Origin of the sequence: Citrobacter sp. Cpo142, assembly GCF_030332425.1 — a bacterium.
In the GTDB taxonomy this organism is placed as follows: Bacteria; Pseudomonadota; Gammaproteobacteria; order Enterobacterales; family Enterobacteriaceae; genus Citrobacter; species Citrobacter portucalensis.
Genome location: NZ_JAOWHW010000134.1, coordinates 1 through 15,209, shown reverse-complemented (window position 1 = coordinate 15,209; position 15,209 = coordinate 1). Strand labels below are relative to the sequence as shown.

11 protein-coding genes are annotated in these 15,209 nt (G+C 51.1%); 2 read left to right on the top strand and 9 right to left on the bottom strand.

Annotation, left to right across the window (positions count from 1 at the left end):
- Nucleotides 1-977: 977 nt before the first annotated feature.
- Nucleotides 978-1,283 (top strand): PTS sugar transporter subunit IIB, encoded by a 306-nt coding sequence (locus OGY18_RS19160; protein WP_286554031.1) that lies wholly within the window; start codon nucleotides 978-980, stop codon nucleotides 1,281-1,283.
- A 4-nt stretch (nucleotides 1,284-1,287) separates the two neighbouring features.
- Nucleotides 1,288-1,605, top strand: coding sequence for a PTS lactose/cellobiose transporter subunit IIA (locus OGY18_RS19155; RefSeq protein ID WP_003826916.1), 318 nt, complete (start codon nucleotides 1,288-1,290; stop codon nucleotides 1,603-1,605).
- Between the two features lie 102 nt (nucleotides 1,606-1,707).
- Here OGY18_RS19155 and rpoC read toward each other — a convergent pair whose 3' ends face one another.
- From rpoC to tuf, 9 genes are all read right to left on the bottom strand, one after another.
- Nucleotides 1,708-5,931 carry a DNA-directed RNA polymerase subunit beta' gene (gene rpoC / locus OGY18_RS19150; RefSeq protein ID WP_003826919.1) on the bottom strand — a complete coding sequence of 1,408 codons (4,224 nt, stop codon included), beginning with the start codon at nucleotides 5,929-5,931 and terminating at the stop codon, nucleotides 1,708-1,710.
- Between the two features lie 76 nt (nucleotides 5,932-6,007).
- Nucleotides 6,008-10,036 (bottom strand): DNA-directed RNA polymerase subunit beta, encoded by a 4,029-nt coding sequence (rpoB, locus tag OGY18_RS19145; RefSeq protein WP_003033111.1) that lies wholly within the window; start codon nucleotides 10,034-10,036, stop codon nucleotides 6,008-6,010.
- A gap of 320 nt (nucleotides 10,037-10,356) precedes the next feature.
- Complete coding sequence (gene rplL, locus OGY18_RS19140; RefSeq protein ID WP_003033114.1) at nucleotides 10,357-10,722, bottom strand: 50S ribosomal protein L7/L12; 366 nt, start codon at nucleotides 10,720-10,722, stop codon at nucleotides 10,357-10,359.
- A gap of 66 nt (nucleotides 10,723-10,788) precedes the next feature.
- On the bottom strand, nucleotides 10,789-11,286 hold the full coding sequence (gene rplJ / locus OGY18_RS19135) for a 50S ribosomal protein L10 (RefSeq protein ID WP_001207203.1): 498 nt from the start codon (nucleotides 11,284-11,286) through the stop codon (nucleotides 10,789-10,791).
- Between the two features lie 418 nt (nucleotides 11,287-11,704).
- Nucleotides 11,705-12,412, bottom strand: a complete 708-nt coding sequence (gene rplA / locus OGY18_RS19130) for a 50S ribosomal protein L1 (protein ID WP_003033119.1) — start codon at nucleotides 12,410-12,412, stop codon at nucleotides 11,705-11,707.
- Nucleotides 12,413-12,415: 3 nt separating this feature from the next.
- Nucleotides 12,416-12,844, bottom strand: coding sequence for a 50S ribosomal protein L11 (gene rplK / locus OGY18_RS19125; protein ID WP_003033122.1), 429 nt, complete (start codon nucleotides 12,842-12,844; stop codon nucleotides 12,416-12,418).
- A gap of 154 nt (nucleotides 12,845-12,998) precedes the next feature.
- Nucleotides 12,999-13,544, bottom strand: a complete 546-nt coding sequence (gene nusG / locus OGY18_RS19120; protein WP_003033125.1) for a transcription termination/antitermination protein NusG — start codon at nucleotides 13,542-13,544, stop codon at nucleotides 12,999-13,001.
- Nucleotide 13,545: 1 nt separating this feature from the next.
- Complete coding sequence (secE, locus tag OGY18_RS19115; protein WP_003033128.1) at nucleotides 13,546-13,929, bottom strand: preprotein translocase subunit SecE; 384 nt, start codon at nucleotides 13,927-13,929, stop codon at nucleotides 13,546-13,548.
- 230 nt (nucleotides 13,930-14,159) lie between these two features.
- Nucleotides 14,160-15,209 (bottom strand): elongation factor Tu (gene tuf / locus OGY18_RS19110; protein WP_063942044.1); only part of this gene is annotated, 1,050 nt, incomplete at its 5' end.

Here is a 15,209-nt window from a genome sequence, read left to right as displayed (position 1 = left end):
CGCTTGAACTGAGAACTGCTTTACTAAAACTGCTTGCATAAGGTCTGTGTTCCAAACCGATGCCGCTATAGTAGACCTACTTCTAATCATTAAGCAAGCATTAATTTTTTTAATACCCACTGAGTGATGCAATGTTGAACCATCGCGGCTAAGCATCCTGGATAACAGCTTGATCTACAATGAACAAAAGCCCCGACTATTGCAGTCAGGGCTTTACGTTACTACACACTTCAAATTTAACATTAATAAACTTAACGATTTAATACTGCTGATGGTACTACTTTAAAATGTACACGTTTACTAAAGATAATATTGGATATTGATACTAACTAAAGCTTTCCTCTATTTACCGTTAAACACATTCCACCCGCTTGATAATAGAACTCAAGGCTGGTGACCTAAACAAGTACACTTCCCCTCGCGACCTATACTCTTTGATGCGTTGCCTTATTTCCCTTGTGATAACCAGAAAAGCTGAAATCACAAACAATTACTATAAAATCATGGCGTTACATCGTCGCGCTTTACTGATTTTTTGCGATTAGATATATCAACTACGTGGCCTGAAAGCATTGTCGAAGTGAAAAAATAGCGTTTTCAGCATCGACTATCCCATACAAAAAATACTTCGTGGCCTTTATCGCAAACCCCAATCAAGCTCTACTAACACTTACTACGTTAACAGCAAACTACAATTTCTCCGCTGTTAAGTATTAACATACGGGTTTAAAAAACGCTGTCAATACTGTTTTTTATAACATGTATTTATTGACAGTAATTATATATTCCAGCATGTGATAAGCGAGTCAAAAAGCCGCTGGCCCTGGTCCAGATCGCAGGGTTCTGCCTCTTTTTGTAACCGGTTTCAGAAAAAGCGGCTTTCTTTGTGATGCCTTGCACACATTCGTTGCAAAGCAGTTGTTGCTATAGCTGGCTCGCGATAATTATCAATTCACACATGTTGATCGAGACTGCTTATGAAAAACATCGTTTTATGCTGTGCCGCCGGAATGTCCACCAGCATGCTGGTGCAAAGGATGAAAGATGCCGCCCAGAAAAAAGGCGTCGACGTCACCATCAAAGCCTTCCCGGTGGCCGAGTTTGAAGAGAATATCGCTACAGCGGATATCGTTTTGCTCGGTCCACAGGTTAAGTATGAACAGGCCAAGCTACAGGCGATCGCCGACCCACTAGGCAAAAAGGTCGCCGTTATCGACATGATGGATTACGGCATGATGAAAGGCGATGCGGTACTGGATAAGGCGCTGAAACTACTGGAGTGATGGTATGGAAGAGTTAGAAACGATCATCATGGAGTTATTGGTAAACGCTGGCGCTGCACGCAGCCAGGCCCTGACGGCACTGCAACTGGCTCGTAAGGGTGATTTCTCCGCTGCAGAACAAGCAATGACGGAATCACGCGAGTACGTCAAACAGGCACATAAAATCCAGACCCAGCTGATCGGCATTGATGAAGGTACCGGCAAACTACCGGTTAATCTCATCACCGTTCATTCGCAGGACCACTTGATGAATGCCATGGTGATTCAGGATCTGGCCGGCGATATGATTGAGCTTTATCGGCGGTTACCACCGGTAAATTAATGACACTGCCGGATGGTTTCGTAGACCTGATAATCGCCATCAGAAATAACATAGACATAAAAAAACCCGCCGAAGCGGGTTTTTTATTATGGTCGGCAACGATTAATCGTTGTCAGAACCGCCCAGGCCTGCGTTCAGCAGTTCTGCCAGGCTGGCAGACGCATCTTCAGCAGTTACCTGCGGTGCAGCTGGCAGTTCGCCCGCTGCGCGACGGCGCATACGATCCTGGTGGTACGCATAACCAGTACCTGCCGGGATCAGACGACCCACGATGACGTTCTCTTTCAGACCGCGCAGTTCATCACGTTTACCTGCAACAGCTGCTTCGGTCAGGACACGCGTGGTTTCCTGGAACGATGCTGCAGAGATGAAGGACTCGGTTGCCAGAGACGCTTTGGTGATACCCAGCAGATCGCGGGAGAACGTTGCACCCACTTTGCCGTTCGCTTCCAGCTCGCGGTTTGCGATCTTGACGCGGGAGTATTCAACCTGCTCGCCTTCCAGGAAGTCGGAGCTACCAGCGCTTTCGATGGTGGCTTTACGCAGCATCTGACGAACGATAACTTCGATGTGTTTATCGTTAATCTTAACACCCTGCAGACGGTATACGTCCTGAACTTCGTTAACGATGTAACGAGTTACAGCATGCACACCACGCAGACGCAGGATATCGTGCGGCGCTTCCGGACCGTCGGAAACCACGTCACCACGTTCTACACGTTCACCTTCGAACACGTTGAGCTGACGCCATTTCGGAATCATCTCTTCGTACGGTTCGCTACCGTCTACCGGGGTGATAACCAGACGACGTTTACCTTTGGTTTCTTTACCGAAGGAAATGATGCCGCTGATTTCAGCCAGGATTGCCGGCTCTTTCGGACGACGTGCTTCGAACAGGTCCGCAACGCGCGGCAGACCACCGGTGATATCCTTGGTACCACCGGATTCCTGCGGAACACGCGCCAGGGTGTCACCAGAGCTGATCTGTACGCCATCTTCCAGCTGAACAATCGCTTTACCCGGCAGGAAGTACTGAGCAGGCATATCGGTGCCTGGGATCAGAACGTCGTTGCCCTGAGCATCAACAATTTTCAGTGCCGGACGCAGGTCTTTACCACCCGCAGTACGCTCTGCAGAATCCAGAACCACCAGAGAAGACAGACCGGTCAGCTCGTCGGTCTGACGAGTAATGGTCTGGCCGTCGATCATGTCAGTAAAGCGGACGAAACCACTCACTTCGGTGATAACCGGCATGGTGTGCGGATCCCAGTTTGCTACGGTTTCGCCGCCAGCAACCTGTTCGCCATCACCTTTCGCCATAACGGAGCCGTAAGGCACTTTATAGCTTTCTTTGGTACGGCCGAATTCGTCGATCAGTTTCAGTTCGGTGTTACGTGAGGTGATAACCAGTTTACCGCTGGAGTTCACAACCGACTTCGCGTTGCTCAGACGGATGCTACCTTTGTTTTTCACCTGGATGCTGGATTCAGCAGCCGCACGAGATGCCGCACCACCGATGTGGAACGTACGCATCGTCAGCTGTGTACCCGGTTCACCGATGGACTGTGCCGCGATAACGCCGATTGCTTCACCTTTGTTGATGATGTGGCCACGCGCCAGGTCACGACCATAGCAGTGCGCACATACACCAAAGTCAGTGTCACAAGATACAACGGAACGGACTTTAACGGAGTCTACGGAGTTCTCTTCCAGCAGATCACACCACTGTTCGTGCAGCAGCGTGTTGCGTGGAACCAGAATATCCGCCGTACCCGGCTTCAGAACGTCTTCAGCAGTTACACGACCCAGAACGCGATCACGCAGCGGCTCTTTAACGTCACCACCCTCGATAACCGGGGTCATGGTGATACCTTCCAGAGTGCCGCAATCGTCTTCAGTAACAACCAGGTCCTGCGCGACGTCAACCAGACGACGAGTCAGATAACCGGAGTTCGCTGTTTTCAGTGCGGTATCCGCCAGACCTTTACGAGCACCGTGAGTAGAGATGAAGTACTGGAGTACGTTCAGACCTTCACGGAAGTTCGCGGTGATTGGCGTTTCGATGATGGAGCCATCTGGCTTCGCCATCAGACCACGCATACCGGCCAGCTGACGAATCTGTGCTGCAGAACCACGCGCACCGGAGTCGGCCATCATGTAGATGCTGTTGAAGGAAACCTGCTGCTCTTCTACGCCGTCACGGTTAATAACGGTTTCAGTTTGCAGGTTATCCATCATCGCTTTGGATACACGATCGTTCGCCGCAGCCCAGATATCGATAACTTTGTTATAGCGTTCGCCCGCGGTTACCAGACCAGACTGGAACTGCTCCTGGATCTCAGCAACTTCAGCTTCCGCTTCAGAGATGATCTCGTGTTTCTTCTCTGGGATGACCATGTCATCAATACCAACAGATGCACCTGAACGCGCTGCATATGCAAAACCGGTATACATTGTCTGGTCAGCGAAGATAACGGTCGGCTTCAGGCCCAAAATGCGGTAACAGGTGTTCAGCATTTTGGAGATAGCTTTCTTGCCCAGCGCCTGGTTGACGATGGAGAAAGGCAGACCTTTCGGTACGATCATCCACAGAATGGCACGGCCAACGGTCGTGTCTTTCAGGCTGGTTTTCGCAACGAATTCGCCGTTTTCATCTTTTTCGTATTCGGTGATACGCACTTTAACGCGCGCATGCAGAGAGGCCAGACCTGCGCGATAGATACGCTCAGCTTCTTTCGGGCCAGTCAGCACCATGCCTTCGCCTTTGGCGTTAACACAGTCACGGGTCATGTAGTACAGACCCAATACAACGTCCTGAGACGGAACGATGATAGGTTCGCCGTTCGCCGGAGACAGGATGTTGTTGGTAGACATCATCAGCGCACGCGCTTCGAGCTGGGCTTCCAGCGTCAGCGGTACGTGAACAGCCATCTGGTCACCATCGAAGTCGGCGTTATATGCCGCACAAACCAGCGGGTGCAGCTGGATAGCTTTACCTTCGATCAGTACCGGTTCAAATGCCTGGATACCCAGACGGTGCAGTGTTGGTGCACGGTTCAGCAGTACCGGGTGTTCGCGGATAACTTCGTCCAGGATATCCCAAACGACAGCTTCTTCACGCTCAACCATTTTCTTAGCGGCTTTGATGGTGGTGGCCAGGCCACGCAGTTCCAGCTTGCCGTAGATGAACGGTTTGAACAGTTCCAGTGCCATTTTCTTCGGCAGACCGCACTGATGCAGACGCAGGTATGGACCTACGGTGATTACAGAACGACCGGAGTAGTCAACACGCTTACCGAGCAGGTTCTGACGGAAACGACCCTGCTTACCTTTGATCATGTCGGCCAAAGATTTCAGAGGACGTTTGTTAGAACCGGTGATCGCACGACCGCGACGACCGTTATCCAGCAGGGCGTCAACCGCTTCCTGCAGCATACGTTTTTCGTTGCGTACGATGATGTCCGGCGCAGCCAGATCCAGCAGACGCTTCAGACGGTTGTTACGGTTGATAACGCGACGATACAGATCGTTCAGATCCGACGTTGCGAAACGACCACCATCCAGCGGAACCAGCGGACGCAAATCTGGCGGCAGAACCGGCAGAACGGTCAGGATCATCCACTCTGGCTTGTTGCCAGACTGTACGAAGGCTTCCAGCAGTTTGATACGCTTGGTCAGCTTCTTACGCTTGGTTTCAGAGTTGGTTTCGTTCAGCTCTTCGCGCAGAGTTTCACACTCTTGCTCCAGATCCATGCTTTTCAGCAGAGCCTGGATAGCTTCCGCACCCATCTTCGCGTCGAATTCGTCACCGAATTCTTCCAGCGCGTCCAGATACTGCTCTTCAGTCAGGATCTGTTGACGTTCCAGGTTAGTCATACCGCCTTCGATAACTACATAAGATTCGAAGTACAGTACGCGCTCGATATCGCGCAGCGGCATATCAAGCAGCAGACCAATACGGGACGGCAGAGATTTCAGGAACCAGATATGAGCAGTCGGAGACGCCAGCTCGATGTGGCCCATACGCTCACGGCGTACTTTAGTCTGGGTCACTTCAACGCCGCACTTCTCACAGATCACACCACGGTGTTTCAGGCGCTTGTACTTACCGCACAGGCACTCGTAGTCTTTTACCGGCCCAAAGATACGGGCGCAGAAAAGGCCGTCACGTTCAGGTTTGAACGTACGGTAGTTGATGGTTTCCGGCTTCTTAACTTCACCGAAAGACCATGAACGGATCATGTCTGGCGAGGCCAGAGCAATTTTGATCGCATCAAACTCTTCGGTTTTAGTCTGCGCTTTCAGAAACTTTAATAAATCTTTCACGGATTTGCTCCCGTCGGAGTTAGCACAATCTGGCGCTGGCTGTTACGCCAGCACCAGTGACCTGTTTGATCGAGAGTTACTCGTCTTCCAGCTCGATGTTGATACCCAGCGAACGAATCTCTTTCAACAGTACGTTGAAGGATTCCGGCATGCCTGGTTCCATCTGATGGTTGCCGTCCACGATGTTTTTATACATCTTAGTACGACCGTTCACGTCATCAGACTTAACGGTGAGCATTTCCTGCAGGGTGTATGCTGCGCCATATGCTTCCAGCGCCCACACTTCCATCTCCCCGAAGCGCTGACCACCGAACTGCGCCTTACCACCCAGCGGCTGCTGAGTAACCAGGCTGTAAGAACCGGTAGAACGCGCATGCATCTTGTCATCAACCAGGTGGTTCAGTTTCAGCATGTACATGTAGCCAACGGTAACCTGGCGCTCGAACTGCTCACCGGTACGACCGTCGAACAGTGTGATCTGACCGGAAGTCGGCAGGCCACCCAGCTGTAACAGTTCCTTGATTTCAGACTCTTTCGCACCGTCGAATACCGGCGTTGCGATCGGCATACCTTTTTTCAGGTTTTCAGCCAGACGCAGAACTTCTTCATCGCTGAAGGTATTCAGGTCAACTTTCTGACGAACATCTGAACCCAGATCGTAAGCACGCTGGATGAACTCGCGCAGTTTAGCGACTTCCTGCTGCTGTTTCAGCATGGCGTTGATCTTATCGCCGATACCTTTTGCAGCCATACCCAGGTGGGTTTCAAGGATCTGACCGATGTTCATACGCGATGGTACGCCCAGCGGGTTCAGTACGATATCTACCGGCGTACCGTTAGCATCGTGTGGCATATCTTCGATCGGGTTGATCTTAGAGATTACACCCTTGTTACCGTGACGACCTGCCATCTTATCACCAGGCTGGATCCGACGTTTAACCGCCAGATAAACCTTAACAATCTTCAGCACACCCGGTGCCAGATCGTCTCCCTGAGTGATTTTACGGCGTTTCGCTTCGAGTTTTTTCTCGAATTCGTGTTTCAGTTCGTCGTACTGCTCAGCCAGTTGCTCCAGCTGATTCTGTTTCTCTTCGTCGGTCAGGCCGAGTTCTAACCAGCGGTCACGCGGCAGTTTGTCGAGCTTCTCAGCTTCAACACCACCGGAAACCAGCACAGCGTAGATACGGCTGAACAGGCCAGCTTCGAGGATCTGCAGTTCTTCAGACAGGTCTTTTTTCGCCTGCTTCAGCTGCATCTCTTCGATTTCCAGCGCACGTTTGTCTTTTTCTACGCCATCGCGAGTAAAGACCTGAACGTCGATAATCGTACCGGAAACACCGTTTGGCACGCGCAGAGAAGAGTCTTTAACGTCAGACGCTTTCTCACCGAAGATTGCACGCAGCAGCTTCTCTTCTGGCGTCAGCTGGGTTTCACCTTTCGGCGTTACCTTACCAACCAGAATGTCGCCACCGGTCACTTCCGCACCGATATAAACGATACCGGATTCATCCAGTTTGGAGAGCGCAGCTTCACCCACGTTCGGGATGTCAGCGGTGATCTCTTCTGGCCCCAGCTTGGTGTCACGGGACACACATGCCAGTTCCTGAATGTGGATGGTGGTGAAACGGTCTTCCTGGACAACACGCTCGGATACGAGGATGGAGTCTTCGAAGTTGTAACCATTCCATGGCATGAATGCCACGCGCATGTTCTGACCCAGCGCCAGTTCACCGAGGTCGGTGGACGGACCGTCAGCCAGCACATCACCACGTTCAACCGGCTCGCCCAGAGATACGCAAGGCATCTGGTTGATACAGGTGTTCTGGTTAGAACGGGTGTATTTGGTCAGGTTATAAATGTCGATACCTGCTTCGCCCGGGTACATCTCGTCTTCGTTAACTTTGATAACGATACGGGAAGCATCCACGTACTGAACAGTACCGCCACGTTTAGCAACTGCAGTAACACCGGAGTCAACGGCAACAGCACGTTCCATACCGGTACCAACCAGCGGCTTATCAGCGCGCAGAGTCGGAACCGCCTGACGTTGCATGTTCGCACCCATCAATGCACGGTTGGCGTCATCGTGTTCCAGGAACGGGATCAGGGACGCACCGACGGATACCACCTGCTGGGTGGATACGTCCATGTAGTCAACCTGGTCGCGGCTGAACAAGCTGGATTCGCCTTTGCTACGGCAGGTAACCAGATCTTCTACAAAGTGGCCTTCGTCATCCAGGTTGGAGTTCGCCTGAGCGATAACGTAGTTGCCTTCTTCGATAGCAGACAGGTAATGAATTTCGTCAGTTACAACACCGTCGGTCACTTTACGGTACGGAGTCTCGAGGAAGCCGTATTCGTTAGTCTGTGCATACACGGACAGGGAGTTGATCAGACCGATGTTCGGACCTTCAGGCGTTTCGATTGGACATACGCGACCGTAGTGAGTCGGGTGTACGTCTCGAACTTCGAAGCCTGCGCGTTCACGGGTCAGACCGCCTGGGCCGAGTGCAGAGATACGACGTTTGTGCGTAATCTCAGACAGCGGGTTGTTCTGGTCCATAAACTGAGACAGCTGGCTGGAACCAAAGAACTCTTTCACTGCTGCAGAAATCGGCTTGGCGTTGATCATATCCTGAGGCATCAGGGTATCCAGATCGCCCAGAGACAGACGCTCTTTCACCGCACGCTCAACACGTACCAGGCCAACGCGGAACTGGTTTTCCGCCATTTCGCCTACGGAACGGATACGACGGTTGCCGAGGTGGTCGATATCATCGACTTCGCCTTTACCGTTACGGATATCGATGAGCTTCTTCATCACTTCGATGATGTCGTCTTTGCTCAGGATACCGGAACCTTCGATTTCGTCGCGCAGCAGAGAACGGTTGAACTTCATACGACCAACCGCAGACAGGTCATAGCGGTCTTCGGAGAAGAACAGGTTCTCGAACAGGCTTTCAGCAGCTTCACGAGTCGGCGGCTCACCAGGACGCATCATGCGGTAGATTTCTACCAGTGCGCTCAGACGATCGTTGGTTGGGTCAACACGTACAGTTTCAGAAATGTACGGACCGTGGTCCAGATCGTTAGTGAACAGCGTTTCGATACGCTTGTGACCAGACTGGCTCAGCTTAGCCAGCAGATCCAGGCTCAGCTCCATGTTAGCTGCGCAAATCAGCTCGCCAGTAGATTCGTCAACGTAGTCTTTAGCCGCAACTTTACCAGCAATGTATTCAACCGGAACTTCGATATGTTTGATATCGTCTTTTTCCAGTTGGCGAATGTGGCGCGCAGTGATGCGACGGCCTTTTTCGACGTAGACTTTGCCGTTAGCTTCAATGTCAAAGGAGGCGGTTTCACCACGCAGGCGTTCCGGCACCAGTTCCATCTGCAGCTTGTTGTCGCGAATTTCGAAAACAACTTTTTCAAAGAACAGGTCAAGGATCTGCTCAGTGGTGTAGTTCAGTGCACGCAGAATAATGGTCGCAGGCAGTTTACGGCGACGGTCAATACGTACGAACAGGTTGTCCTTCGGATCGAATTCGAAGTCCAGCCAGGAACCACGGTAAGGGATGATGCGCGCGTTATACAGCACTTTACCCGAAGAGTGGGTTTTACCTTTGTCGGAGTCAAAGAAGACGCCAGGACTACGGTGCAGCTGAGAAACGATAACACGCTCAGTACCATTGATTACAAAGGTACCGTTGTCAGTCATGAGCGGAATTTCGCCCATGTAGACTTCTTGTTCTTTAATATCTTTTACGGTGCCTTCCGGCGCTTCGCGCTCGTAGATCACCAGACGCAGTTTTACGCGCAGCGGTGCGGAATAGGTCACGCCACGGATCTGACATTCCTGAACGTCAAACACCGGTTCGCCAAGGCGGTAGCTGACGTATTGCAGCTCGGAATTACCGCTGTAGCTCTGAATCGGGAAAACGGAACGGAAAGCTGCTTCCAGACCATACTGCCCTTCAGGATCTTGCTCGATGAACTTCTGAAACGAGTCAAGCTGGATAGAAAGGAGATAAGGTATGTCCAACACTTGTGGACGTTTACCAAAATCCTTACGAATACGTTTTTTCTCGGTATAGGAGTAAACCATTAGGGTTCCTCAGCTCGCTGACAAGTCGACCCATCTGTCCGACGAAGGGACAGTTTGTGCAACACTATTTTGTTGACCGGAAAATCGAATACTTTCCGCAATGCCTGTTGCTATCACGCTTAAACCATTTCATTGCGATTTACACAGAACTGATGCTCTGTCGCAGTATATTAAGACGTCGATAGAAACAAGCATTGAAAGGCACAGCAGTAGTCAAACAGTGTGAAATGCTACTGGCGCCTTACAGCGCAAAAAGGCTGGTGACTAAAAAGTCACCAGCCATCAGCCTAATTTCTTAGGCTGCAACCAGAAAAGTTGGCTTATTTAACTTCAACTTCAGCGCCAGCTTCTTCCAGAGATTTTTTCAGTGCTTCTGCGTCGTCTTTGCTGATGCCTTCTTTCAGGGCAGCCGGAGCAGATTCTACCAAGTCTTTAGCTTCTTTCAGACCCAGGCCAGTTGCGCCACGTACTGCTTTGATTACAGCAACTTTGTTAGCGCCAGCAGCTTTCAGAATTACGTCGAATTCAGTTTTTTCTTCAGCAGCTTCAGCCGGGCCAGCAGCTACAGCTACAGCAGCAGCAGCGGAAACACCGAATTTTTCTTCCATTGCAGAGATCAGTTCTACAACGTCCATTACGGACATAGCGGATACTGCTTCAATGATTTGATCTTTAGTGATAGACATTTAAATTGTTCCTGAAAATCAGAATAAGTTTATACGTAAGCAGATGCTTGAGAAAGATAACTGCGATTAAGCAGCTTCTTTCGCATCGCGTACAGCAGCCAGAGTACGAACCAGTTTGCCAGCCGAAGCTTCTTTCATGGTTGCCATCAGGCGTGCAATTGCTTCTTCGTAGGTCGGCAGAGTTGCCAGGCGATCGATTTGCGATGCCGGGATCAATTCACCTTCAAAGGCTGCGGCTTTGACCTCAAATTTTGCATTCGCTTTCGCGAACTCTTTGAACAGACGAGCAGCAGCGCCCGGGTGTTCCATAGAGTATGCAATCAGGGTCGGACCAACAAACGTGTCTTTCAGGCACTCGAACTGAGTACCTTCAACGACGCGGCGCAGCAGGGTGTTACGAACAACACGCATGTATACGCCAGCTTCACGACCTGCTTTACGCAGTTCAGTCATTTTATCTACAGTTACGCCACGGGAATCCGCAACTACTGCAGACAGCGCGCCTTTGGCTACTTCGCTGACTTCAGCAACAATCGCTTGTTTGTCTTGAAGATTTAAAGCCATTAGCTTTGCTCCTGGATGTTTGCCGGAACCCATGTTCCGGAACTCACTTCACTCTCCCCAACTGAGAGAGCGTCTAAATACGGTGAGCAGAAACAAGCCAGAGTATCAGAAATAATCTTAGCGTTCTGTCACCGTCTACGCAGGGCATTAAGTTTCTTACGAAACACCTGCGGTCTTCGACGGAGGCCTGGATAGGCCAGGCTCCAACGAACAAATCTTGTCTATGGCTTCGCCCTTTGAACCGTAGCCGCGTTAGCTGCTCTCGTTCACACCGGTCATGTAGTTAACTACACTCCCGGCGATTCACTCAATTGCTGCCTTGCTACAATTCAAATGACTCGCATAGAGTTCTGTTTATTTAAACAGAAACGTGGGGGTAAGATTGTAGACAAAATCACCGCCCACGTAAAGGCGAATATTAGTTCGCCACAGTCGCAGTCAGACCGGACTGATCAACGGCAACACCAGCACCCATGGTGGTGGAGATGCTAACTTTCTTGATGTACACGCCTTTAGCCTGAGTCGGTTTCGCTTTTTTCAGCGCAACCAGCAGAGATTCCAGGTTTTCTTTCAGTTTGTCAGCGTCAAAATCCACTTTACCGATGGTGGTGTGGATGATGCCGTTTTTGTCGTTACGGTAACGAACCTGACCTGCTTTAGCGTTCTTAACTGCTTCAGCAACGTTAGGGGTTACAGTACCAACTTTCGGGTTTGGCATCAGGCCGCGCGGGCCCAGAACCTGACCCAGCTGGCCAACAACGCGCATTGCATCCGGGGAAGCAATAACAACGTCAAAGTTCATTTCGCCTTTCTTGATCTGGTCAGCCAGATCTTCCATACCTACCAGCTCAGCGCCTGCAGCTTTAGCAGCTTCAGCGTTTGCGCCCTGGGCAAATACGGCTACGCGAACGGAACGGCCAGTACCGTGCGGCAGTACAGTTGCACCACGTACGTTCTGGTCAGATTTACGAGCGTCGATACCGAGGTTAACGGCAACGTCTACGCTTTCTACGAATTTAGCAGTGGCCAGCTCTTTCAGCAGAGCAATAGCTTCGTTGATGTCGTACTGTTTAGTTGCATCAACTTTGTCACGGATCACGCGCATACGCTTGGTCAGTTTAGCCATTTCTTAGTCCTCCACTACCAGGCCCATGGAACGTGCAGTACCTTCAATGGAGCGAGTCATCGCTTCAATGTCGGAACCAGTCATGTCGGCAGCTTTGGTCTGCGCGATTTCCTGCAGCTGAGCGCGGGAAATTTTACCCACTTTGTCTTTGTTCGGCTTGCCGGAACCAGACTTGATACCAGCCGCTTTCTTCAGCAGAACTGCTGCCGGAGGCGTTTTGGTAACGAAAGTGAAAGAACGGTCAGCGTAAACGGTGATAACAACCGGGATCGGCAGACCTTTTTCCATGGAATCAGTTTTTGCGTTGAACGCTTTGCAGAATTCCATGATGTTCACGCCTTGTTGACCCAGTGCTGGACCTACCGGCGGACTCGGGTTAGCCATACCAGCTGCAACCTGCAGCTTGACGTAGGCCTGGACTTTCTTAGCCATTCTAAATTCCTCTAGTTGGGTTATAGCGCCTCAAGGAGGCTCCCCGTGATTAAATTCGTTTTACGGACAGGGCCCATAAAAACAAAAGGCGCGAAATTGTATTCCAATCTCGCGCCTTGTGCAACGATTAAATCGCCGCCTTTTTGATCGCTGTTTAGGCTTTTTCTACCTGGGCAAAGTCCAGTTCTACTGGGGTCGCGCGACCGAAGATAGAAACAGAGACTTTCAGGCGGGACTTCTCGTAGTCCACTTCTTCAACCACACCGTTAAAGTCAGCAAACGGACCGTCACTAACGCGAACCATTTCACCTGGCTCAAACATCGTTTTCGGACGTGGTTTATCGCCAACCTGCTGCAGACGGTTCATGATCGCATCAACTTCTTTGTCGCTGATCGGCGCCGGACGGTCAGATGTACCGCCGATAAAGCCCATCACACGCGGCACGCTGCGCACCAGGTGCCAGCTTGCGTCATTCATCACCATCTGGACCAGTACATAGCCCGGGAAGAATTTACGTTCGCTCTTGCGACGCTGGCCACCACGGATTTCGACCACTTCTTCGGTCGGCACCATGACTTCGCCAAACAGCTCTTCCATATTTTGTAACTTGATATATTCGCGCAGCGACGTGGCTACGCGGCCTTCAAAACCGGAAAACGCCTGAACGACGTACCAGCGCTTTTTAGGGGCTTCAGACATCTTAGAACCTCAGGCCAGTGATAAAGGATACCAGGCGAACCAGAATACCATCCAGTCCCCACAGGATCAGTGACATTACTGCGGTAACCGCAGCCACAATTAATGTGGTGTGCAATGTTTCCTGGCGAGTTGGCCAAATGACCTTACGGACTTCGGTTCTCGCTTCACGGGCAAAAGCAACGGTCGCTTTACCTTTTGTTGTCAACAGCGCGACACCACCCGCTGCGGCAATCAGAATCACTACGGCCAGCGCACGCAGCGGCAGCATCATGTCACGATAGAGGTAGTTGCCAACGATAGCTACAAGCAGCAATACAGCGACAACAACCCACTTCATCGCTTCCAGGCCGCGCCCGCTTCCTTGAGCTTCGGTATTCGCACTCATAAACCAACCTGTCAGAAGTATTCTACAAACATTTTCACCCCGCGTAAGCGAGGCGATCCAAACCGAAATGCTCTGGTGCGTTTCGGACTAAACGCCCTCTTCAGAGCCTGTCTCAGCAATGATTATGACAAAAAAAATCACTGATGAGCCAGGTTCTGGTGTGAAAGCGTGCAAAAAGGGCATCAAATGATGCCCTTTTATTGCGCATTGCGTCAAATGTTATTCGGCAATTAGCTCATTACTTTGGCAACAACGCCCGCACCAACAGTACGGCCGCCTTCACGGATTGCGAAACGCAGACCGTCGTCCATCGCGATTGGGTGGATCAGGGTAACAACCATTTTGATGTTGTCGCCCGGCATTACCATCTCTACGCCTTCCGGCAGTTCGATGGTACCAGTCACGTCAGTAGTACGGAAGTAGAACTGCGGACGGTAGCCTTTGAAGAACGGAGTATGACGGCCGCCTTCGTCTTTGGACAGAATGTACACTTCAGATTCGAACTTGGTGTGCGGCTTGATAGAGCCCGGCTTAGCCAGTACCTGACCACGTTCGATTTCTTCACGTTTGATACCACGCAGCAGAACACCAACGTTCTCACCAGCACGGCCTTCGTCCAGCAGTTTGCGGAACATTTCAACGCCAGTACAGGTAGACTTAGCAGTCTCTTTGATACCAACGATTTCAACTTCTTCACCAACTTTGATGATACCGCGCTCTACACGACCGGTAACAACGGTACCACGACCGGAGATGGAGAATACGTCTTCGATAGGCAGCAGGAACGGCTTGTCAATCGCACGCTCTGGTTCTGGGATGTAAGAATCCAGGAAGCCAGCCAGTTCGATGATTTTCGCTTCCCACTCTGCTTCGCCTTCCAGCGCTTTCAGAGCAGAACCACGAACGATCGGAGTGTCGTCGCCCGGGAAATCGTACTGAGACAGAAGTTCACGAACTTCCATTTCTACCAGTTCCAGCAGCTCTTCGTCATCAACCATGTCGCATTTATTCAGGAACACGATGATGTACGGAACACCTACCTGACGACCCAGCAGGATGTGCTCACGAGTCTGCGGCATCGGGCCGTCAGTCGCAGCAACAACCAGGATCGCGCCGTCCATCTGCGCAGCACCGGTGATCATGTTTTTAACATAGTCGGCGTGGCCCGGGCAGTCTACGTGTGCGTAGTGGCGAGTCGGGGTGTCATATTCAACGTGAGAAGTGTTGATGGTGATACCACGAGCTTTTTCTTCCGGCGCGTTATCGATCTGGTCGAATGC